This window comes from Pseudobacteriovorax antillogorgiicola (assembly GCF_900177345.1).
Taxonomy (GTDB): Bacteria; Bdellovibrionota_B; Oligoflexia; order Oligoflexales; family Oligoflexaceae; genus Pseudobacteriovorax; species Pseudobacteriovorax antillogorgiicola.
In genome coordinates this window covers 153,689-176,186 of sequence record NZ_FWZT01000016.1, presented here as the reverse complement: position 1 = coordinate 176,186, position 22,498 = coordinate 153,689, and the positions used below count along the sequence as shown (strand labels likewise).

Sequence of the window (22,498 nt, the reverse complement as noted above, 5' to 3'; positions counted from 1 at the left end):
CTTTTAGATTCTTTGGAAGAGACATTCACGAATAGGCGATGACTTCTTTAGTCATAGCATAAGTCAGGCAAATTCCCAGGTGGTCCAATATCATGGCCAAACAGTAAGTCAAATATATTGAAAATCCAACCCTTTCCAAACTTCCAGATACGCGCAAGATCCATCTGATGGCCACATTCCTTGCAACGAAAAGGATCTTCACCCCACCAAAGCTCTATCAAATCTTTGTAGCATGATCTAGTTGGAACCGCAGATCGCCTCTCAATTTCTGGAAGCAATACCAGCCGGCCCACCGCTTCACAAACCTTTGCCGTGAGCCTGCTACGATTGCTCGGCGACTGAAGGCCGTAGTAACGAATTCTTTTAAACCTCGGTGGTAGAATCTGCTGAACCATCCGACCAATAAAGTTTATGATGTTGGTGCGTTCTATCTCATTTTTTCCAGAGCTATGGCTGTTATATTTATAGACTACCTCATCTTTCTTGCTACTATATTGCAGTAGGCGCTTTAAGCTGATCTGCGGCCTACAAAGATATTTGCTAAGATAGCGGATTAGATTACGCCTTTTCTTTGGAGCAGGATTCACATCGATATGAGCATAGAAACCCTTGTACCTTGACTCAGATTCACTGAAAACAGACTCGAATTCACCTAGTTCGTCCCAATTTCTCATACCAGCTAGTAGCGTTTTCTTCCAAGTTCGATTGAGTATAGAAAAATCAAATCTTTTTAAGGAAATCCATTGGCCCTCAGGGCTTATGCCACCGGACATCAGCATGATATGCAAATGGGGTTTGTAATCGCTTTTTCTTCCCACAGTGTGAAGCACAACTATACAACCACACTCAAGAACTACCCCAGCTACCTCTTTCATGAAGCTTTTCACAAAGTCCCATCCCATTGATATGAATGCGCTGTATAAGTCCCCTGTAAATCTGTGCTTACAAAAATTCGTTCTGAACTGAGACGGAATCGTTAACACAACGTGGCGATAGTCTACATCTTCGTAGAGCTTAGCGGCGATAGACTGAGCGAAGTTCTCACCATCAACTCTTCCGCACCTCAAACAAAATTTGCTCTTGCAGGAGTGAGCGACAATACGGCTATCCTTGCCGCAATTAAGGCAAAGATATTGAGAAAAACCAAATATGGGATCGCCGCAACGAAGGACGGCCTCAACCTGTTTGTTGTAATGGGGACTATCGTAGGAAGGAACTGCTGATTTAAATTTTTCCCAACCATCCGAAAATATCTTAAGGAAATCGTTTGCCATAGACATCACCCTATACAAGTGTGCACGGCTATTATAACAAGCTTCAAAATATTGCGTATCTCACTGAAATCATGCATCTACTAGATTAAGGTTGAATTACTGTTGAAAACGTTAGTTCTCATAGAAACAAGATAAAACAGATCTCTCTAAACGAGGGCGATTTGATCGTTTTTTTTACTGACGGGCTCGTAGAAAATATTGAGAACCAAAAAGGGCTCCACTTGAACTCTAAACACATATCACGTATCATCGATACCACTAGGAATGCAGCGGATAACTGCCAGGCAATTATTGCCCGCTACAATGAATTGAATCAAACAGAGCTTCAGGAAGATGACTTGACTGTCCTTGTCATAAAATGGGATATGACTATTGAAAGTGCCAAAACAGCTTGACCCTTATTTCATGGCCAACAAAGTAAATCGCCATTTTAAAAGAGCGATTCTAGGATAAAAATCATAAGTTTAAACATAAAGATCATCACCAATATCATTAAGCTCCGAAGCAAGCCGTCGCACCAAATCCGAATCTTCGAAAGTCGCAATATGGAACAAGGCATCCCCCTTATTCACTAGCGGCAGTTTAGAGATGCCAATGACCACTCCTTCCGATGGTGCAATGACCTTTCTTACTGTATGGCCAAAAGCATCTGTCAGTTGACCCAAAAGAGTTCCTTCTCGAACCTTACTGCCTAAGTTTCGTGTCAGGCGAATCATCCCAGCTGAAGGTGCACGGACCCAGTAGCTGGAATGGGCAACATAAGATCTGGATACCGGCCGATGGCTTCCCGGAGGCAGCATTCCAATTTTTTCCATAATCGCGAAAGCACCATTGACACCAAAACGGATCACGCCCTCGTTTAGCCGGAGGGCTTCTCCCCCTTCGAACAGTAGGGTTTGAACTCCATGGTCGGAAGCCGTGTCTCTCAGAGAACCATCTCTAAGTTTTGAGTTGAGCACGACCGGTGCGCCGAAGGCTTCCGCTAGATCCTTGTCCGAATCACGCTCGAAGGAGATGCGAATCTGCGGCAAATTAGAGCGGTGAATCGCCCCTGAGTGGAAGTCGATACCGTACTGGCATTTCTTAAGAATCTCGTTGGTAAAAAGATTGGCTATGGTCGAACCCAGAGAGCCTTTACTTGTTCCTGGAAAGCATCGGTTCAAATCACGACGGTCTGGAAGGTAACGAGATAGGTTATTGAAGCCAAACACGTTAACGATAGGGATGGCCAGCAAGGTTCCCTTTAGTTTCTTGACCCTCTTATCATTGATGATCTTCTTCACTATCGCGGTGCCAATCAATTCGTCGCCATGGACGGCTCCCGAAATAAAAAACGTTGGCCCTGGTTCCACACCTCGTATAACCTCCACAGGCAAGGTTAATTCGGTATAATCGTAAAGCCGTCCCAGGTGAAGGTCGATCGCCTTACGCTGGCCGATCGGAACGGCGATGCCACCAATCTCAAAATTATCTGACATTATGTCTCCGCATGACTGGTCATTTAGCCCAGACTAAGTAAACTCTGAAAATAGACCAGGGATCGAAAACCTGGCAATGACAAACTATGCCCAAAGCATGAAATTTAAGCACGTTTTGGCCTCCAAGGGAATGAAATAGTGCCATAGCTCGACCTCCGGATTCAGAGAACGCTTGTCATAGACAATAAAGCCTGGCTTTGGTAAGCATCACCGGTAGCTCCGAACACGAAAATTTTTCCAGTAGGATGAAACATGACTAAGATCACGATCAAACGCCCTGATGACTGGCACCTGCACCTTCGAGACGGGGATATGCTAGGAGAAACCGTACCTGCCACAGCGCGCTGCTTTAAACGAGCCATAGTCATGCCAAATCTGGTGCCTCCCGTGACGACTGGAGCCCTTGCGATGGAATATAGATCTCGCATAACTGAAGCCATCCCCCCGGGGCAAAGTTTTGAGCCATTGATGACAATCTTTTTGACCAATGAAACAACCCCACAAACCATCGCCGAGGCGAAGGCGTTGGGAGTCACCGCAGCCAAGCTTTACCCCGCAGGAGCGACCACAAACTCTGATGCAGCAGTAAGTCAATTAGACTATCTTCAAGGAGTTTTCGAAGCCCTTGCTGAAAATAAGATGCCACTGCTCGTTCATGGAGAGGTCACAGATCATCACATCGATATCTTCGACCGAGAGAAAGTTTTCATCGAATCCAAGCTCGTTCCTATCGTCGACCGGAACCCTGATTTAAAAGTTGTTTTAGAACATATCACCACCAAAGAAGCTGCTGAGTTCGTACTTGCTGCATCAGATCGCGTCGCGGCCACAATCACCCCGCAGCATCTTCTTCTTAACCGTAACGATCTGCTGGTAGGTGGGGTTCGGCCTCACAATTTCTGTTTGCCCGTATTAAAACGTAACACTCACCAAGAAGCTCTTCGAAAGGCTGTAGCCAGCAAAACCCATAAAATTTTCTTAGGTACTGATTCTGCGCCTCATGAGAAGTCTAAGAAAGAAAATGCCTGCGGATGTGCGGGTTGTTACAGCGCTTGGAGCGGCATTGAGCTTTATGCACAGATTTTTGAAGACCTTGGGATTCTCGATCACTTGGAAGCTTTCGCTAGCATCAACGGGCCCAAATTCTATGACTTGCCCATCAATTCGGATACTATTACCTTAGAAAAGTCTGCCTGGCAGATCCCCAAGGAGATCATCCTCCCCAACGGACGGCCAATCGTACCGTTTTTTGCAGGGGAAACTGTTGCTTGGCGCTTAGTCGACGGCTCGAAGTAAGCGCGAATACTAAGCTTCCCCGTGCGAATCGTTAAACGGTTGTCGGGGACTGCCCACACCCCGAATTGCCGAACCCCCTTCATAACTAGTCAAAATTAAAAAAGAATCTTCACCTTGCCAAGAAGTTGTAGTAAATCTTTCATATCATTCTAACTTCAAAGTCTGTTCTTGCTAGTTTAGCCACGGCCCTGAGCCTACTATCCTGAGCTGTTAGCAAATATTGATACCATTGGAGTTAAAAATGAAACGATCTTCCCTTCTTTGTGGAGCTTTTACCCTTCTGGGATTGGCTTGTCATCGGTCCGAACCTTCTGCCTTGGATGGTGTTGTTGCCCTAAATTTTAAGTGGCAAGACCCAAGTCGTATCCCTGTATGCTTCATCAATCCAGAGCAAGCCTCTGGCTATGATACTCTGCTAGAGGATTTAGAGACGAAAGTTCGAACTGAATATGAAAAAACCAGCCAAGTAAGATTTGTCTCCTGGGGTGAATGCTCTGAATTAACGGCAGAAACCCGCGACAACACAGTTCGTATCTATCTCGACCGCGACGACTCGTTTTCTATAGGTGGAGGGGTCAGCCTTGTGGGTGCGACGCGAGGCAACCAATTAGATGATTGCGAAGACTGTACTATGCGGATTGGTATCAATCACTACGATAAACCTTGGGGGAAAACAGCAACATTAAGCACCGCTGTCCACGAGTTCGGTCATGCTGCAGGTCTTTACCACGAGCACGAGCGAGCAGATCGCAGCGATGTTTGCCAAACAGGAGGCATTCGCCATACGCGAGTCAAAGATGAGTCAAGCTCCATCCGCTACATCGACGAATACGACCCCGACTCGATCATGAATTATTGTGCTGATCGTGATATCACATCCCTTTCGCCATCTGATATTCGCGCACTTGACTATCTCTATGGTGCCATCAAAACCTTTGATCAAAACGCTTTTACCTATTTGAATGGTGTACTCCCTGTAGCCAATTACTTTCGTTCGTCACAAGATGCTGGATTTTTAGGTATGGAGATACCAGAAGCATACCGAGGAAAAACAATTATGGCTCAGGCATCATTCGCGATTTTTTCTGGCTGTGCTCGAGTCGGCTTGGTTTCTATGGACACGCCGAATCAGGAGCCCCTCGCCATCGGTGACGAGGAACAGTGCACCAACTGGATTCAGCCTTTTGCCTTGGAGCTTACCGTACCCGATGAAGGGCGATTCGCCTTTGGTATCATCCTTAACAAAGGGGTTGGTAGCATTCCCATTGAGATTGCCTACGAGAACTTAGACTTTCTCTCTAATGTGGATGCACCTCCATCCACTGACGAACAGGATTAAAATACCGCGGGCCGCTCCATGAGGATCCTAAAACTAGCTGCGATACTGCGACCGGGGGCTGTAATAGCGAAGCTCCCTTCGGCAAAAACTCCGGCATCTTCGTGAACAAGGCGAGCCCGCACTCCTTGAGCATTACCTACAGCTGGCCGAGGTCCCCACTTTTTAGAATTGGCTGCGAAGGGGAATGCGAAGGGACTTATGGTTAGCTCATGACCATCCAAGCGCAACCACAAATTTTCCCGTTGATCGGTGAGCGTTGTCAAAGGAACCATCGTAAAGCCCAAACCTCCATTGGCAAGCCTGATGCCTTGCAGCTCCAAATACTCAATTTGTACTTCAGATCCTAGGGTAAGACTTACCTCCATATAGAGATTTTTAGGAAGCTCATATTGGGGGTTAGTTGCAACTACAAATGATTTGATACGATCAGCGGTGAGTTGACCACCGGTGATAAACGGTAGGCCTTGAAGAACCTTAAACTGATATCGTTCTCCCAGCTGAAGACCAGCTTTGGGACTGGCGACAATTCGCAAGCCTTCAACGGATACCTCCACATCCACAGCCTGGCCAGAACTATCAAGCAATGTAATATAATCAGCAACCGCTTGCTTATTGAGTCGCAATTGGTGTTGATCGATCGGATCGAAAAACTCGACCCAAGGCTGGACATTGGGATACACCGATGAGTTCTCATAGATTTCGGGAAACATGCCACCAGGAGCACTGCCTTTAGCTGTAAGCTGACTGACGAACGCTAGAATCTGCTGACGTTCCTGATCTGAAAACGGACCACGGCCCCACGATTCTGAGCGATCGATAAATTCATTCACGGCCTGTTTCAATGTAGTTGCTCGACCATCTTCAAAGTATATCCCATGGCGGTACGCACCAAGTAGACTAGGGACATCAAGGGACTTTCCCGATGGCAACGGAATCGCTGTCTGATTCGTAAAAACAGGTCCACTGTGACAAGCAACACATTGGGCTTCGCCTTCAAAGAGCACTTTGCCTTTTTCAGCTTCCAAGGTGAAGCTCCCATCTCGATTCGTCGCACCATTAGCTCGGGGAGCCCCTATGAGGGAGTCCATAAAAGCTGTCATAGCCTTTGCTTCATTGGCGCTCAAGGGCTGGGCGACAATGGAAGCAGGAGCTGCAATAGCATCCACCGACGAATTAGCAACATAGGAGTACCAATGATGAGGAGGCGTCGCCGCCAAGAGCTGCAAGGGTCTGACATTGGACCATAGTGCCGACCCAAACCTCCAGATCATACCTTCGTTTTGCCCTTCTAGATGGCAGCTATCACAAGAGTGATTGCTCGCATAGAGATTGCCCGGCTGATAAAAGATCTGCTCTCCCTGAGCAATCAGTGGGGAGCGGGAGTCTTCCGCTAAGCTGATTATTTGCAAAACCTGCCCTTTGGTCGAAAGCAACCATAGTTCAAGGCTTTGGTAGCAGTGCACAGCTAAGACACCACCTCCCAAGTTGATGATTCTCCTCGGCCCCTTACCCACATTAACCCGTAGGACTTCTTCTCGGGAGCTATGGTCCAAGGCGATCACTTGGTTTGACGATACCGCACTGAGCCAAAGATACTCTCCCCCACGAACGACTCCAGATGGCCCTACAAAGGGCCCCGAAGAGCTTGGTTGATGGCTGAGATCCACCCGTGTCACCACACGCCCGAAATCTTTGTTTGCCGGGTCGCCTTGAACCCCCACCAATTCATGAACGAACGGTAGTACTCCCTCATCGACAGAATAATCTCCTTGATTGGGATAGGGATCACCATTGGTAGCCGCAACCCAAAGCAGCGACGACATGCCATCGAAATACAGGGAGCGATTGACCGCAGATACATCATTGATTTGTCCAAGGACGGACAACCCCTTCACATCGATTATCCAGATATCTCCTGCCACCTCTTCAGGGTAGCTGCCATAAAGATCCGTATTTTGGTTCCGTGACCGATAGGAAGCTACAAAGAGGAGCTTGCCATCTGACGAAAGACTCATGGCTCTAGGATCAAAGCCAACATCAATGTACTTGATGAGGCGTCTCGATTGAATAGCGACCACAGCTAGTTTGCCCATCGTCGGTAGACTCACAAATGCCAGTTTTCCATCATTTGAGATGATGATTTCCGTTGGCTCGTCCCCTACCCAAACGCTGTCAATGAGTATCATCCTTCTAGTATCGATGAATCCCAAGGTGTCACTCCCACGATGGGCCACCAAAAGATAAGGACTTGCCTTTTGCCATGCTACCGCTCCAGGCCATGAGCCCACCTGAATCTCTCCGGTTTTCTGCCAGGCTCCGCGAGCGGTTCGCGATAGCTTGGAGACAGTGTAGGAGGAGCCATTAGCAGTCCATAGATCGTCATCCACTTTGGTCACACCTGCATAAGGGGGCAAATAATGGTTTCGAAATCGCTTCTTTGGCCCCCAATCGTCTACCTGTAGAACCAATTGATCTTGGATTACCTTGCCGACGTCTTCTAGGGCAAATCGATAAATCCCTGGTAAATCGGGAGTAAAACGTGCGTGATCGTTTTTCATGTTAACCACTGAGTTCTGGCTACCAGATGGAGCTCTTTTAATAGTCCAACGAGACGACTTTTGACAAGGTTTCAAGATCTTCGGCAAGAAAAAAGTTTCGCCCAGGGGAAATGACTTTTGGTTTTGCAAGGGCAGCGGAGCCTCGTGGCACCGCGACTCCTGTCTAAATTGACTTTGGACGGCAGTTGCAAAACACAAACTGAAACAAAAGAAGAATGCCCCGCAGAAATAGGGTTGATTCATCACACACCTATGAGTTGAATGGAGACCGAAAAATTCTGCTCAGAATAATTCGCGAACCTAGAAAACTCAAGTGGTGGAAACCCTTAATTCACTTGCCTTTGGGGAAGCTGAATCAACCGTTCATATGAAAATCTATTCACGAACGATCTGGATCTTGGTGTTACCTTCAGAATAGACAAATAGCTCATCGACGGCGACACCAGGTGCAAGAGTCAAAAGAAAGTTGTTATTCAGTCCTTTATCTTTCAGGTAGATCCCTTTGAGAGAGACTAAGCTTGCTACATCGATAGTGGCCTGGTTGCCAAGAGAGTACACACACAAGTAAGACCCTTCGGCGTCGTACCCCATAGTGACATCGATGGTTTGTTCGTTGCCACTTAAATCGATCTGTTCCGATTTACTGAATAGGTATTGACGGGCTAAACGATCGTCGGTAACAACTGTTTGCGCTGCATCGGTGCAAGACCCATCAATGGTTGCCTCGTCTACGGGGCTCACCTCAGATGGAATTTCTTCGGGGCTTGCAGCCACCACTGGATCGGGTTGAATTTCACTCACTGCTTCAGGACTCTGGTCTGTGTTTGCCTGCTTGCTCTCATTCTTACCTAAAAATCCTGATTGATTACAAGCCACCCCAAAACTAATACACACGACAAATAACAAAGTCTTCATAGTCCTACCCTCAAATCATAGGTCTCAGTAGCTCACAAGGAGAACTACTTACACCATTCGTTCTCGCCATTTTCAATGGAAAAGCTGAAACATTTTATTATGATCATAAATATATTAGATACTTGCAAGATATTCAGACTCCATTCAACGGTAGTGATTGGCCTCACCATTTTCGATACGTTTTCAAACTGTATCGTGCTTAGACGGGGGAAGGATCGGCGAAGGTTCCCGAGCTGGCGATCTGCCTTATCAAAAACTCAAAGTATCCCCTAAGAGGTCGATACGACTAGGGGCCGATCTAAAATTCAAAACTTTCATGATACTTGGTTGATTCGATGTTCATTCATCAGTTTTTGCTGATTTCCATTTCTGTGGCATCGATGGCTTTCATCGAAACAAGAGCGATGGCGAAAGCTTTTGTCTTAGGTGAGGCCCCCCTCCCCAGCTCGCTGGGGTTATACTTGGATCTTGCCGAGGAGCCTCCCACCGCCGGTTGGTCGGTCGAGGATGCCTTACAGGCTTATGAAGCTCAACGATTTACGGCTAGCGAGGCAAGTATTCCAAACTATGGAGTAAATCCAGCTGTTCAATGGGCCCACTTCATCATCCATAACCCTAAAGAAGAAAATGTAAACGTTACACTGGTCAACTTTTTTCATTGGACCGACAAAACCACCGTCTTCCAATGGGTTTCACAGAATCGGTGGTTGGAAACTTCTATCGGCGATCAAACCAGATTTAGAGAGCGTCCCATAAAAACCAGAACCAGCGCGTTTCCGATCCGTTTACACCCTGGTGACAATCGATTCATGATTCGGGTATCTGCCCAAGGCGCCTTGCAACTTGATCTTAGACTTTACGAGCCCGAATCTTATCGAGACTACAATGTCGTTGAATCTCTGTTTATTGGCCTTTTGTTTGGCTTTCATATCGTTGTCGCTTTTTATAACCTATTTTTGTATCGAAGCTTTCAAGACCGTACCTATATCCACTATTTTCTCTACGTGATGGCCAATGTTTCCTATCAAGGCTTCAGTCTATGTGTGGCTCACCTTGTCTTGTATAGCTTGTTAGGCATCAGCGAAGTTCCAGGCCAAATGGCGATAATATCTGTAGATGCTGTTGTGATTACCGCACTTCTTTTTTCAGACAGGTTCCTAGATATCAAAACCTACATGCCTAAATTCCATCGTCTGAATAAGTGTATGATGATTTGGGCTGTCATCAATATGGTGATCACTCAATTTAATTTGTATCTCGGCGCAGTGATTTGTATTCTAGACGCAACGATTACAATTAGCTTACTCCTATTTCAGGGATTTTACTGTTTGAGTAAAGGCCACCCCACAGCTAAGTATTTCACCATCGCTTGGGGTGCCTATCTAGTAGGATCAACCGCCACTGTAGTCAATCTAGGCGGCTTAATTCCAAGCAACTCCTGGACATACTGGGGTCAGTTTGTGGGAGGCTCTTTAGAAATTGTGATACTGTCCCTAGCCTTAGCCAATCGGATTAACTTTTTGCAAGGTCGATTAAGCCGCTCCCTTCATCATCAAGAGCAAGTGGAAGGGATGCTTCGTCATTCCCAGTTTCTTGAAGAACGCCTTGATGAGAATGGTAGGAAAAATTTCCAATATGCCTATTGCTCGCGAACGGCAGACTCCATTGGCGGAGATTTTCTGGGAATCAAGATTACCGAGCAGAATGAAGCTTTTATCATCATTGGTGATGTCACAGGTCATGGAATCGAATCCGCAATGCTGTCTGTGGTCGCCTCTGGCATCATTCGGGGGGCCATTGGTGAGCAAAGCCTCAATCTTCAAGGAGTCCCTCTCGATCAACGAGTTCTGAGAATCATGGAGACTCTCAATCAGACAATCTTAGATATTTGTAAGAAGTACGATCGGTCCATGACCGTTTGTATTCTGGCTATTGATCTAGAGACTGGCCTGGGCCACTACTGTAACGGTGGCCACACTCCATTTGTATGGAAAAAAGGGGATTCCAGCTTATGCCTGGTGAATCGAGGTAGCATGGTTGGCCTATTAGAGGAACCACAATTCTCTGTGAGTGATATTCAGCTGCAAGATAAGGATATGATTATCATGATCACGGATGGATTGATTGAAAATGTTGGCCATTCACGGCGACTTTATACATTCAAGGATATTCAAAAGCATACGGAAGACAGTAGCAGTCCCTATCAGCTACGTGATCGCATTGAAATTGATCTCCAGGACCATTGGCAGGATATCCATCTGGAAGATGACAGTACTTATATCATCTTCCAGATGGATCGCAATACCAACCAAGCGGCATGAGACTAACCTACTCGATCGCTGACAGGTTGATGCTCACCGAGCCTAGATAGAAGTCATCGATGTCATTTACCCCTGTCACCGGTGCACTTATCATTTGAACCGTGTACTCTCCTTCAGAGAGGGCACCAAAATCATAGGAGACATCACCATCGGTAAGGTTTTGAAGAGCAATTCGTTCCCCACTCCCATCGAGAAGTTCCACATAGCTCGCAGCTGTAACCCCACAAATTTCTGAAGTCAGAACCGTCAAAGTCTGCCCTTCTGCGACAAAAAAGTTTTTACTTACACTTGGCTTCGATGGTCCAGCGACTAGATTCATGAGATCGATACATCGCAGTGGATTTGACCCTATCGATAGGCCATCTCCCATTTTCGCATTTTTTAGAAAAACTGTGCTTGATGCTAAAACCGGTTTTATAATTTCCAGGTCCATAGGGATCTGGTCGTCCGCAAAGCCGTCGATCTTTGCGACAACTCTATAATGACCCGAAAATGGAGTCGGAAACGAAAATTTGAACGGCCACTCAAGTTCGCTACTCGATTGGATATCAGTCAAACTATAGAAAAGCTCATCGTTAAACCATACGTCGAAGCTAGCCAGTGTACCTTCTTGAATGGCAATCGGGCCTTGATTTTGATCTCTCGCACCACAGGAAACATCGGCTTGAGCTATCTCATCGCCCAGCTCGGGATTCGCTGCATATCGTTGATCCACTCTACAAACGAGAAATGAGCCGGCAATCATCACAGGCTCTGATACCACTAAATCCTCGTCTTCTGCCATGGCTTCGGGTGTCTCTAATAAAGCGTCGGGCTGAGAAGAGGCTGCTCCTGAGAAACTCTCAGTGTTTTCACATCCTTGATTCAGGAAAAGTGAAATCACCAGAATGAGTCTGTAAAATCCAATCACAATAGCTCCCGTTTGGTTGTTCAGGCTACGATCATGCTATGCTAAGTGTAAAACTATTGATCTGTAATCTCTCTTCGGACGCGCCCTTCCAAGAGTCAAGTTATTTTGATTAAAGACTATTTTTCATATATTTTCAGATACTTAAACCATAGAACACAGTCACATTTTCGGAAACAAGCAAACCTTTCGAGCTTCAAGTAAGAACTCTATTAAGGGGAGCCGATCCTAAGTGACCAGGCTTAGTTTAGAGTTGTATGCTAGGGTCTACCAGACCTATGGTCTGTAGTTTTCAAGGATCACTAGGTAATATCTGACAACATGTCATCTCATATAGATTCCAAACTTAGCCGACAAGCCTTAATGAAACGCTTGAATCCCGCGAGTTCTTTATGTCTAATTTCGAAAATCTCCGTAATTTTATAATCATCTCGATTCCATACTTTATGTTAGTATCTACATTTCTAGCTACCCTAGTTTTCTCCCTAGGTTTTTGGCTGCGATCGAAGGATAAGAATGATGCTCGACAAGTCTATCTTGTAGCTGGCGTCTTAAATGTAACCATCTTTCTAATATGTGCCTTCTACCTGACAGTCCTGATTCAGTCTGTTCTCGATTGGGAAAATTACAAACTGTTTTTAGTAGCCACGTTTGTGTCAGGCCTCACAGCCTCCACCAAGGCTATGTTTGAAGCTCTCAATCAAGATCTGAAGTCAAAGTTCGAGGCGCGCTGGTTCTTATACTACGTGATCCGCCCCGTTTGTGGGGGACTCATCGGTGGAATATTAGCCTGGGCGCTGTTCTCAATGGTGCTTACTGCCAATGGTGAGGCTGTCAGTTCCAAAGACTACCCTCCCCTAATCATTTCTGCAGCTTCATTTGGTTGGCTCTGGGAAAAGGTTCAATCAGCTTTAGGGTCAAGCCGGGAAGATCAGCAACAAAGCACTCCAAACCCTCAAACTATCATTGTCCACCAAGAATCACGAGACGATGACAATCACCGTGCGGCAAGCTAATACCTACCTATCTATGCCGCTTTTTGACTAGGAAGTTCCTTTACCCATTGGATGAATAGCAGGCAAATATCATCGTCAATATTTGAACTACCAAAACGCTCTGTGACTAGCTTACAGAACGTTTCAGATGTTTGATCAAAGTCAGGATTAGTGAGGATTCTCCTGATAAATCGCGATTTGATGGCTAGATTGGTGTTGATATGATTCTCAATCAGCCCATCGGTAAACAGAAAAAGGTAGTCTCCAGGACTAAGGCGAAACTCTCGCTGGCCGAAGGTGCCATTGGGAACACGGCCAAGGGGATCTCCAGGAATTAAAAGACTATGAACCATGTCGTGATCATGAACTAGCACCGGCCGATGACCAGCATTCAAATAATATCCTTCTCCAGTTTCGATATTGAAGCCAACGAAGGCCATAGTCATATATCGCGAGGTAACTTGGCTATAGTAGTAAACCACACGATTTAGCTCCTGAGCCAAAAGTTCAAGGACATCTTTACAGGTAAGACTCTGCAAGCGGCTTAGATAGTTCATCGCTAGCTTGATTGCTCCCGCAACAACAGCAGTAATCATCGCCGACGGCAGCCCGTGTCCTGTGACATCACCAATGAAAGTGAAAAAGTTGCGATTTTTCTCGTCATAGAAGTAGCTGTACCAATCACCACCTACATTTTCTGCTGGCAGGTAAAGCGAATTGATCTTTACATATTCCAAAGGAGGTGGTCGCTCAAATGTTGCTTGCTGGATTACTTTTGCAGCATCAAAGCTGGACTGCATTTTCACTTTCTGAATTTCGAGCCTAAGGTTCTCTAGCTTGATAGATTCAAGTTCTTGAGAGATTTTGTTCGAGTGATTCAACTCACTCACCAGAAGGCTGAGTTCGTCTTGATATTTCTCTGATCGCTCCAGGCTTAAAGGTGGCGATGATGAATCTCTATCGCGACTGTAAGACTGGATGTAATCAGAAATGCGATTAAGATGCCTGGTAACCAGCAGGTAGAATATGATAAGTATTAACGTTGATACAATGATCGTCTTAAGGCCTTGTGTCAGAAAAAAAACAAGTGCTTTATCGATCAAGCGCTTGTAGATAGCTCCCTTAGAAACTACCACTGTTGCAAGGCCGATTTTTTCCTTTGGTTCTCCAAAATAGAGGGGAAATTCATTCTGAACGCGAAACTGAGCAAAAAATCTATCAGATGGATTTTCCTTTCCTTCTGCGAAAGCCACTTCGCCAGTACTATGAGTAATTGTGATCTCTTGAATGGCTGAAATTCCTAAAACTCCCTTGCCGATAGTCTGCACCATCTCCTGATCCAGGTTGTAGAGCGACTCTTCAAGGCTTGGAATGGTAGATGTTTGAATGCCGTGGAGGGTTTGATCAAGAACACTCATTTCGGAGACATAGTCGAGCCAAAAAGCAATTGCAGTAAAAGCCGTTGTCGTTACCGAACTCACAGCCAGGATCCAGATCAAGAGGCGTTTGCCTAAGCGATAGTTGCTAAATTGTTTCATCTTTTGGCTTTACTCAGGGTACTATGTCTATACCTGTTATCGGTTGTCGCAATCCAAATTCAAGCCCGGAGGGAAACTTATGCAAGCTGCCATCATTATTGCAATTTTTTGCATTCTTTCAACCCCTCAGAAAAACGTTTACGCTAAAGAGCAGGGGCCCATCAGCTTGGTTGGTGAGGATCTGGAAGACATCACGCAAACAGATGGAAAAGGTCTTTATTGGGAAGTTTTTGAGAAGATTTTTTTAGATGCAGGGTTCCAGATAGAAAAAAAAATTCAACCCTACGCTCGCGGCCAGCATCTGGTCCAACACAAAAAAGTGGATGGCTTAATAGGTGCCTACAAAGACGAATTCGATCAAGCGATCTTTCCAAAACTGCATTTTGACCACGACAAGGTTCTCGCCCTCTTTCGCAGCGGAGATTTTAAGAATTGGCAGGGGCAACCAAGCTTATCGAATAAGGTTGTAGCTTGGATACGAGGCTATGAGTATGATGCTTACTTAGAAATTAAGGATTTTACCATTAAACAGCTTAAAAACCGAAGCCAGGCGTTTCAGATGCTGAAGCGAGGCAGGATTGACATTTTTCTCGATCCTAAAGAAGATCTCAATAACGAGCTTCAAAAGCAAATTGAAAAGAAAATGGTGAAGAAGGATGAGTTTAAGACTCAGCTCGCGATAACTCTAAATCTATACATTGCATTTCAAGACACAGAACGAGGCAAGAACTTGGCTAGTGTTTACGACCAGCAGATTGCCAAGTTTGTTAAAAATGGCAAGCTCAAGCCACTTTTTGAGAAGTGGGGCGTGGAATACCCCCACTAGTGCTTAGTCACATTGGATTCTCAGCTAGGCGTCGAGGAATGATTGAGGAGATAGTACTCCCGTACAGCGACGATTGAGAGACGAAGACAACAACGCTGAGGATTCAATGTGACTAAGCACTAGTGCCTAGGACTCTATCCCCGGCCACGGCGTCGAGGACGGCGACCCTGCGACCCTGACTTCGATCGCTCCCGAGGTCGCTGACCTTGCTGTGAACGACCACCTTCATCTCTGTTTCCAGATCGTTGGGGCCGCCGCCGCGGCCCAGCAATACCATCGAGAGTTTCATTTTTTGCAAGGTAGTTAGAAATTTGAATTCCAACTTCTTTTCGCAATAGAAGGATCTCGTCTGGAGTGAGTTCATAGGGGCTTTCTTCGAAAGACTCAAAGAACGAAGCAAAGTAGTAATGTAGTGTGAGAGCCTTGACATTGTTTTCGGCTCGTTCAAGAGCCACCGAGCCCTTGATAGGTGCCGTGTCGATGTCCACCCACTGCTTTCTTGGCTTCTCCTGGCTGACAACCCGAAGGACATTTTCGAATGACTCGTAAAGGACTTCCTCATACTGATCCGAGTCAAACGGCGTATTCAGTAAGCGAAAGATCATGGGGAAAGGAACATTCATGGCCCGCAAGGCCTTGGTCCCTGATTTATCGATGCCGAGTTCCTTCGCGACACGACTGGCAGCCTGTTCTAGGATTTGAGCTTTATTAAAACGCTCAGAATCGACCATATGAGCTTGGCGAGCCTTCTGCCACGTGTACTTATTTTTAGCCGCTAGCGTTTGAATGATCGACGAAAGTTCATGATTCAGAGTCTGATAGGAATCCCAAAGCTGACGGTAGGTAATCGACACATAGACACGATCGATCTTACCTAACTTCTTATAGAAGCCATCGCGAATCACAGATTCATCAACCTGGAACTTCGTAAGTCCAGGCACAACACCAACTTCACCGGCCTCCTGGAACATCCCGTAACGACCAGCTCGACCCCCAATTTGGATTACTTCAGTACCTTCAAGGTCTCTGATGGATTCACCGTCAAACTTATCACTTTGAGAGAATAGAACCCTCTTAATCGGTAGGTTCAAACCCATGCCGATGGCATCGGTAGCCACCAGTATATCAGTTTCGCCGGAACGGAAACGTTCAGCCTCGGATCGCCGCACATCTGGTGATAGGGCACCGTAGATCACAGAAACCGTATACCCCTCATTCAATAGACGGTTACGGATCATATGAATCGACTTCTTAGTAAATGCAACGATCGCAGTACCTTTAAGATCGTCTTTCGTGCCTTTACCCAAGGAGTAGCGGCCAATCCAGCTCAGTGGATTCTTCCGTTCCAAGCGTTTAACCTTGAAAAGGTCCCCCGTGAGGCTGCAGATTTCCTGAACAATCTCTACAGCGTTGTCTGAGCCTGTGAGCACGACCTTGTCGGCATTGATATTAAGGAGAGCTTCCATAAACGCACCACCGCGCCCCTTATCGGAGATCATCTGAATCTCGTCAATGATCGCACAGTCATACTGCTGCTCACGATCAAAGGTTTCGATGGTCTGGCTAATGTGAGTTGCGCCGGGAACGATATCTCGCTCCTCACCAGTGATGAGGGATACTTTCTTACCGCGCTTTTGTAATTCTTCAACCCCCTCAAGGGCCAGCAGTCTCAGCGGACCGAGATAGACGCCGGTCTCATATTTGGCAAGCTCTTCAAAGGCCATATAGCTTTTGCCACTATTTGTGGGGCCAGCGTAAAAGAGTATTTGCCGTACGCGACGGTCCTGATGACCCTTAAATATATCCGCGTGGCTGGTTGCAAGGCGAGCGAGACTAAAGTCAGCAAAGCGTTTCTCCAGAATGGCCTTGAAGTTTTTGGCTTGTTTTAAGCTGCCACAGGCAAAGGAGTTATGCCGCTCTGCAAAGGTATGAAAACCATCTTTCTCCATGTTTTGCTCAATGAAGAACTTACAGGTATCGAGATACTTATCACGCTTCTTAAGAAGCCCATCGGAGTTTGGTAGCTTGTTTTGATTGAGAAAACCTTGCAATAGTGAAAATTTGGCCAAGTCTTGAGCAACTTCTGGCTCCATCCCCAGCAACAGCTGCCTTGACCTTTTGTGGCTCAAAACACCTTTATAGGTTTCTTTCCAAAAGCTTTCAATTTTGAGCTGGCAGCGATAGCCCTCAACTAGATCCTTAAACTGGAATCGATAGTCAACTTGTAGCTCCCAGGGATGCCGCGAGTGTACTTCAAAGTGGGTGTCCACCTCGACATCAGAGTGTTTCGACAGCTCATCATAGGCCGCAACTTGGTGGCGATATAGAGGCTCCAAGTCCAGCGATCGATCGAGCTCAAACACAATGCGTGGAGCAGCTGGGAGAATGTTAGCTTCTTGACTATTCTTTACTGTATGGACCTTCATCTTGAACGCTTGCTCGAAGCTACTCCCCACCTGGAGCATAAGACGCTCCATCGTTTCTAACCAAGGGTCGAGTGCAAGACTTGATTCTATCTTGGTCAATGCCGCTTGGTAGCGATTATACAGAGGATGTTCTAAGTGAAGCGTCCCTTGGTTTGATAATATAGTGACCAGGTACTCACCTGCCTTGGCAACAGCATTCTTAACGGTGAGCTTGACTTTTTCTTCTTTAGTCCAAGTGACAAACGAATCACGAAAGTCTGGATCGTGAACTGCATCCTGAAGCAAGCGGTTGAGGTGATCATAAGCTTGGGTAAGCGATTGCAGCTCATCAGCTAAAGCCTTGGTCATGGGCTCTTGGGCCTCTCGAAGGCTACTTTCGTAGGATTCAATCGTTTCATTTATACCGGAGACCGGGGCAAACAATGAATGCTTGGCTAAGCGCTCTTTAAGAGCTGCCAGATCTTTGAGAAGGCGTTCAAATCGCACCTGCACCTGGCCCATACCTTCGATGTGGCCGCTGGGATCGTATTGCTCGTCGAGGTAACGTTTGGCCTCCGCAACGATAGAATCAAGTGCTTCGTCGAGACGGCCGTGGACTAGTTCGTCGCGAACTCGCTCCGACTCTTCAACCATCTCCTGAATCACTCGCTCAGCCGCTTCAAAATAATGAAGATTAGGTTTCTTCACCCAAATGCCAGCTCGCTTCTTAGATATGGGAGGTATCACGAGAACATAGCCTGCCTGCCCCGCTGCCACCGCAGATAGCCCAAGATCTGAAAGTGTCACACCATAATCGAAAGCTGTGCTTAGCTCGGGAATTTGGCTGTAGGGTTTTCGAAATGCATACTCAGCTAGGTAGGGGTATGGAATCAAGCGTAGCTCCTCATCATCGTTCCAAAAGGCATCTGCCAAACTGTTAGACCGTCATAGCTATCACATCGGCCTCAGTAAAATCACCACAAACTTCTACACCTTTAGAATTACAGCATATTCTTTTCATTGACAAAGCAAAATTAGCGGCCACTCAGGCTCTCAACAGCTAGAACAAGCCTATAAAGCCCGGATGGTGCTAGAAAAGAACGATAGCTCTGGGGGAGAAAATGGCAATTTTCCCGACTATCCTGGCCACTCCCAGCCGCCTATACTTGATGCGTCTTATTTGCAGTTGCTCGGATCGTAGAATACCTTAGGGTCTTGATAAATGAGGAGGATACATGCGAGTTGCGATTGTTGGGGCAAGTGGATTCATTGGCGTAAGCTTACTCAAAGCCTTGACTGGCACCTATCAGTGCCAAGCTCTGTCGCGGAGTCGGCCGCGCCTCGACGACGGTGAGTACGACTGGGCTCCCTGCGATCTTCATAACCTGCGAGATCTGGAAAAAAGTCTCTCCGGCTGCGACGTTGCGATCTATCTGGTTCATTCGATGCTAGCATCGGCCGGCCTCAACCAGGGAAACTTTCAAGACTTCGATATTTCCCTAGCCGACAACTTTGCTAGGGCAGCCCGTACCTGTGGTGTCAAGAGGGTGATTTACTTGTCGGGACTCATTCCAGATGGCAAGCGTTCGACACACCTGGAAAGCCGGCTCGAAGTGGAATCTCTGCTACGCACCTATTACCCTGACGTCACAATTCTTCGGGCAGGAATTATCGCAGGATCTCGGGGTTCGTCGTTCTCCATGATGTATCGCCTATCAAAGAAGTTACCATTGATGCTTCTCCCATCATGGACAGAGACCTTATCCCAACCGGTTTATGTGGATGATGTGGTCCTTGCTATTGAGCACTGCCTAAGTCAAAGCGAAACTTCCGGCCACACCTATGACTTAGGCAGCGAGCCACCCTTGTCCTATGAAACCATGATGAAGATGATTGGCAAGAAAGTTGCTCGCGAGCCTAAAATCGTGCATATCGACACTTTCTCACCGACTCTTTCGAGCCTATGGATAACTCTGATTTCTGGTGCGCCTTTGGAATTGACGAGACCTCTGGTGGGAAGTCTTAAACAACCTATGCTCGTACGCGATCAGCACCGGCTTAAAATTCCAGGCCACCGATTTGTCAGCTTCGCCGAGGCCTTAGATAAAATTTTTGCTAGTAAAGATATCGAATCATTCCGCCCCCCACATGCCTTCCGTTCGTGGTTTCGGAAGCAAAGTGGGCGCCAGGTTCGCTCTATCCAGCGCCTCAGCCTCCCCAAGGGCTGGACGGCAGATGATGTGGCTCACGAGTATTTAAATTGGCTGCCTCGGGCCATGCGCTACATCATATCCGTTCGCGTCGAGGATAACTGTGCTTATTTCTACATTAACCATACGCGAATCGATTTACTCAAGCTCCAGTACTCCGCAGAAAGGAGCGAACCAACTCGAAGCTTGTTTTATATCAAAGGGGGAATCTTAGCCCATAAGCAGAAGCAACGAGGACGCTTGGAGTTCCGCCAACTGCCTCACGAAGACAGTATACTGGCAGCGATCCACGACTATGTCCCAGCTCTGCCCTGGATGGTTTATCGCTTCAGCCAGGCGATCATTCACGGCTTGGTCATGAGACAATTCACCAAACACCTCTTTTCAGCTAAAGCGAAGTTGCCCGTTGCGAGAAAGCATGATCGCTTAGCGGCCCAGGAGAGACCACAACAGACGCAAGCTTAGAAACCAGCCCAGCATAAGAATGGGTATAGCGATCAATGTCATTGCCGAAAGACTTGGAGTTTTCCCATGAGACGTCGGCGTCAAGCGTTGATCCATCTTCCAAACTTGATAGAAAAGATAGTGGATTAACGCCCATCCTCCACCAACACTGAGAATCCAATCCGTAACCCAATGCTGCATTTGCATAGATCGACTGACTCCCATCGCAAAACTAAGTGAGATTGAAGCCAGCAGTGCTAATACTAGGATCAAACGGGTCTTTTGCCGATAAAAACGATGATAGATGCAGTAGGATAAGGTGATAAGAATCAGAAAGGTCGAGGTATGGCCGCTAGGGAGGCTTCCCGAAAAACGATCACTCATCCAATCAAAGGCACCAGGCAGATACCAAGGGCTAAATGGAGCTTCGTCTTTCGCCACCAGATAGGGTCGAGCTCGTCCCCATAAGTGTTTCAGTGGATGGATAAAGCCAATAGCTGTGACCAGTCCCGAATAGAGGATAAAACTCGACCAAAGCCAAAGCCGCGCAAGGCGATCATGCTTGGCCTTCCAAGGCAGGATCAAGATCAATACCACTAGTGCAATGATGTATAGGAAGACCGGATAATCGCTGGCCCCAATAGGATCGCCTTCAAAGATGCTTTGATGCCAATACTGGGCAAAGCTTGCCACGCGATGCTCCGCTAGCCAATGAGTCAATGGTTGATCCCAAGGCCCTATAGCGGCCAACACAAAGCAAGTCGCTACGAGAATTTTTATGGTGCCAGCCTGTGGAACTAGCTCTTGAAGCCTGGTCAGCGCTAGCTTTTGATGTTGCAATACGCGATTCCTAGTGAGACTCTTTCAATCCAAAGGTGCCTAGAACTGGGTAGTGATCGGACACCACTTCTCTAATGATCGCCGAGTCTAAAGAATCCAATCGGTCATTGTAAAGCAGGAAATCGAGACGTAAGGTTGCTAGCGTGTCATTCCGGAAGGTAAACCCGCCAAACCAGCTATTTTCGAGACGATTGTCTTTGAGGTTTTTACCTAAGGCTTTCAAGGGCCAGGAGCCTGGGGTTGCATTCAAATCTCCCCCAAGAATGATGGGGCCATCGAGCTGGCTTAAGTAGTCTTCGACAAAGGCAAGTTCCTGCTTCTGAAACTGAAAAAGCTTCAATCCCCACCGAAACTTATCCCACGGATGATGACTTGGTGCCCGGCCAGCGATCAAACGCAAGGAAATCACATGAATATTCTGACCGTGAATCCTCACCACAGCATGACCGAATTGCCGCCTACTCATGTTAGAAAAGTTCATATCGGTGTTATGCCGCGTCAAAGACACTTCAGGGGATGGCAGCGGCACATCCGTATAGGAAACCAACTCGTGGCGAGTCAACACGGTCGTTGAAGATGCGCTATGTCCCCAGTAGTAGTTGGGAATATGCTCCGCAGCGAGATCCTCGCCATGCTCCTGACGCTCTCGGGTGAGACAGTTTTCGGAAAGTAGTACGACATCTGGCTGAAAGTCTTCGATAAAGCCAAATACAGCCTGAACGCCCTTGGTATAGCATTGGGCGTTAAGAGCGAGTGCTTGGACCTTTCGGTCTTGATTTTTACCATCAGCGTAAAGCTCAGCGCTCTTGATGGCTTGGCTAAACAAGCGATGATCGCCGTCGATACCATAGCTTAGCCCAGCAATGGCAATAGCCACCAAGCCCATCCTACTATGGCCTACCGATGCCAGGAGAGCAAACGCTAGGATAGCCAGACCGATAGCAAAATGCGTGGGTAGGTACGATGCTACAGCTATGGGGTCCCAGGCAAGTGCTGCTGGGATCGCCGCCATTGAGCGTAGTAGAATGAGGGAAAGCAATAGCCAAGATATCCCATAAGCTATTATTTTGTATATGGTTTTCAAGGGTGAAACGACAATGACCATAGCTTCCTCACAACGTCAGTGGTCCCCATAAGGCCTCCCATCGCTAA

Annotated in this window: 16 protein-coding genes; 7 read left to right on the top strand and 9 right to left on the bottom strand. The window is 46.8% G+C overall.

The genetic code is table 11. The features are described 5' to 3' along the window. Window positions 1-47: 47 nt before the first annotated feature. Window positions 48-1,274: an IS91 family transposase gene (locus B9N89_RS20025; protein ID WP_159455511.1), complete on the bottom strand. Its 1,227-nt coding sequence runs from the start codon at window positions 1,272-1,274 to the stop codon at window positions 48-50. A gap of 95 nt (window positions 1,275-1,369) precedes the next feature. On the opposite strand from B9N89_RS20025, the gene B9N89_RS20020 reads away from it, so the two are divergent. Continuing rightward, a complete protein-coding gene (locus B9N89_RS20020) occupies window positions 1,370-1,669 on the top strand; it encodes a SpoIIE family protein phosphatase (protein ID WP_132321634.1) in 300 nt (99 codons plus the stop codon). Between the two features lie 69 nt (window positions 1,670-1,738). Here the strand turns inward: B9N89_RS20020 and B9N89_RS20015 are convergent, their stop codons facing one another. Continuing rightward, on the bottom strand, window positions 1,739-2,752 hold the full coding sequence (locus B9N89_RS20015; RefSeq protein ID WP_132321636.1) for a succinylglutamate desuccinylase/aspartoacylase family protein: 1,014 nt from the start codon (window positions 2,750-2,752) through the stop codon (window positions 1,739-1,741). 252 nt (window positions 2,753-3,004) lie between these two features. On the opposite strand from B9N89_RS20015, the gene pyrC reads away from it, so the two are divergent. Both pyrC and B9N89_RS20005 read left to right on the top strand, forming a co-directional pair. Further along, window positions 3,005-4,048, top strand: coding sequence for a dihydroorotase (gene pyrC, locus B9N89_RS20010; RefSeq protein ID WP_132321638.1), 1,044 nt, complete (start codon window positions 3,005-3,007; stop codon window positions 4,046-4,048). 241 nt (window positions 4,049-4,289) lie between these two features. Then, on the top strand, window positions 4,290-5,387 hold the full coding sequence (locus B9N89_RS20005; protein WP_132321640.1) for a M12 family metallopeptidase: 1,098 nt from the start codon (window positions 4,290-4,292) through the stop codon (window positions 5,385-5,387). Here the strand turns inward: B9N89_RS20005 and B9N89_RS20000 are convergent. Then, the gene (locus tag B9N89_RS20000) at window positions 5,384-7,945 is read right to left on the bottom strand and encodes a hypothetical protein (protein WP_132321642.1); all 2,562 of its coding nucleotides are present in this window, start codon (window positions 7,943-7,945) and stop codon (window positions 5,384-5,386) included. The two genes, B9N89_RS20005 and B9N89_RS20000, sit on opposite strands and share 4 nt — an antisense overlap. 375 nt (window positions 7,946-8,320) lie before the next feature. Then, the gene (locus B9N89_RS19995) at window positions 8,321-8,860 is read right to left on the bottom strand and encodes a hypothetical protein (protein WP_132321644.1); all 540 of its coding nucleotides are present in this window, start codon (window positions 8,858-8,860) and stop codon (window positions 8,321-8,323) included. A 404-nt stretch (window positions 8,861-9,264) separates the two neighbouring features. Here B9N89_RS19995 and B9N89_RS19990 point away from each other — a divergent pair, with 404 nt between their 5' ends. Continuing rightward, window positions 9,265-11,181: a 7TM diverse intracellular signaling domain-containing protein gene (locus B9N89_RS19990; RefSeq protein ID WP_159455509.1), complete on the top strand. Its 1,917-nt coding sequence runs from the start codon at window positions 9,265-9,267 to the stop codon at window positions 11,179-11,181. 7 nt (window positions 11,182-11,188) lie between these two features. Here the strand turns inward: B9N89_RS19990 and B9N89_RS19985 are convergent, their stop codons facing one another. Then, the gene (locus B9N89_RS19985) at window positions 11,189-12,091 is read right to left on the bottom strand and encodes a hypothetical protein (protein ID WP_132321648.1); all 903 of its coding nucleotides are present in this window, start codon (window positions 12,089-12,091) and stop codon (window positions 11,189-11,191) included. A gap of 389 nt (window positions 12,092-12,480) precedes the next feature. Between B9N89_RS19985 and B9N89_RS19980 the strand changes: the two genes are divergently transcribed. Beyond that, a complete protein-coding gene (locus tag B9N89_RS19980; protein ID WP_132321650.1) occupies window positions 12,481-13,104 on the top strand; it encodes a hypothetical protein in 624 nt (207 codons plus the stop codon). An 11-nt stretch (window positions 13,105-13,115) separates the two neighbouring features. Here the strand turns inward: B9N89_RS19980 and B9N89_RS19975 are convergent, their stop codons facing one another. Next, window positions 13,116-14,621: a PP2C family protein-serine/threonine phosphatase gene (locus B9N89_RS19975; protein WP_132321652.1), complete on the bottom strand. Its 1,506-nt coding sequence runs from the start codon at window positions 14,619-14,621 to the stop codon at window positions 13,116-13,118. Window positions 14,622-14,700: 79 nt separating this feature from the next. Here B9N89_RS19975 and B9N89_RS19970 point away from each other — a divergent pair, with 79 nt between their 5' ends. Then, a complete protein-coding gene (locus B9N89_RS19970; RefSeq protein ID WP_132321654.1) occupies window positions 14,701-15,447 on the top strand; it encodes a substrate-binding periplasmic protein in 747 nt (248 codons plus the stop codon). Between the two features lie 134 nt (window positions 15,448-15,581). On the opposite strand, the gene B9N89_RS19965 is transcribed toward B9N89_RS19970, so the two are convergent. Continuing rightward, window positions 15,582-18,785: a helicase-related protein gene (locus B9N89_RS19965; RefSeq protein WP_132321656.1), complete on the bottom strand. Its 3,204-nt coding sequence runs from the start codon at window positions 18,783-18,785 to the stop codon at window positions 15,582-15,584. Between the two features lie 302 nt (window positions 18,786-19,087). Here B9N89_RS19965 and B9N89_RS19960 point away from each other — a divergent pair, with 302 nt between their 5' ends. After that, window positions 19,088-20,527: an NAD-dependent epimerase/dehydratase family protein gene (locus B9N89_RS19960; protein WP_132321658.1), complete on the top strand. Its 1,440-nt coding sequence runs from the start codon at window positions 19,088-19,090 to the stop codon at window positions 20,525-20,527. On the opposite strand, the gene B9N89_RS19955 is transcribed toward B9N89_RS19960, so the two are convergent. Both B9N89_RS19955 and B9N89_RS19950 read right to left on the bottom strand, forming a co-directional pair. Next, window positions 20,489-21,346: a phosphatase PAP2 family protein gene (locus tag B9N89_RS19955; RefSeq protein WP_132321660.1), complete on the bottom strand. Its 858-nt coding sequence runs from the start codon at window positions 21,344-21,346 to the stop codon at window positions 20,489-20,491. The two genes, B9N89_RS19960 and B9N89_RS19955, sit on opposite strands and share 39 nt — an antisense overlap. 10 nt (window positions 21,347-21,356) lie before the next feature. Beyond that, window positions 21,357-22,451, bottom strand: coding sequence for an endonuclease/exonuclease/phosphatase family protein (locus tag B9N89_RS19950; protein WP_132321662.1), 1,095 nt, complete (start codon window positions 22,449-22,451; stop codon window positions 21,357-21,359). Between the last annotated feature and the right edge of the window lie 47 nt (window positions 22,452-22,498).

Excerpts from the sequence above, each read along its gene's own strand:
- B9N89_RS20025 (WP_159455511.1), bottom strand. The coding sequence starts at position 1,274 with ATGGCAAACGATTTCCTTAAGATATTTTCGGATGGTTGGGAAAAATTT.
- B9N89_RS20015 (WP_132321636.1), bottom strand. The coding sequence starts at position 2,752 with ATGTCAGATAATTTTGAGATTGGTGGCATCGCCGTTCCGATCGGCCAG.
- pyrC (WP_132321638.1), top strand. The coding sequence starts at position 3,005 with ATGACTAAGATCACGATCAAACGCCCTGATGACTGGCACCTGCACCTT.
- B9N89_RS20005 (WP_132321640.1), top strand. The coding sequence starts at position 4,290 with ATGAAACGATCTTCCCTTCTTTGTGGAGCTTTTACCCTTCTGGGATTG.
- B9N89_RS20000 (WP_132321642.1), bottom strand. The coding sequence starts at position 7,945 with ATGAAAAACGATCACGCACGTTTTACTCCCGATTTACCAGGGATTTAT.
- B9N89_RS19995 (WP_132321644.1), bottom strand. The coding sequence starts at position 8,860 with ATGAAGACTTTGTTATTTGTCGTGTGTATTAGTTTTGGGGTGGCTTGT.
- B9N89_RS19990 (WP_159455509.1), top strand. The coding sequence starts at position 9,265 with ATGGCGAAAGCTTTTGTCTTAGGTGAGGCCCCCCTCCCCAGCTCGCTG.
- B9N89_RS19980 (WP_132321650.1), top strand. The coding sequence starts at position 12,481 with ATGTCTAATTTCGAAAATCTCCGTAATTTTATAATCATCTCGATTCCA.
- B9N89_RS19975 (WP_132321652.1), bottom strand. The coding sequence starts at position 14,621 with ATGAAACAATTTAGCAACTATCGCTTAGGCAAACGCCTCTTGATCTGG.
- B9N89_RS19970 (WP_132321654.1), top strand. The coding sequence starts at position 14,701 with ATGCAAGCTGCCATCATTATTGCAATTTTTTGCATTCTTTCAACCCCT.
- B9N89_RS19960 (WP_132321658.1), top strand. The coding sequence starts at position 19,088 with ATGCGAGTTGCGATTGTTGGGGCAAGTGGATTCATTGGCGTAAGCTTA.
- B9N89_RS19950 (WP_132321662.1), bottom strand. The coding sequence starts at position 22,451 with ATGGTCATTGTCGTTTCACCCTTGAAAACCATATACAAAATAATAGCT.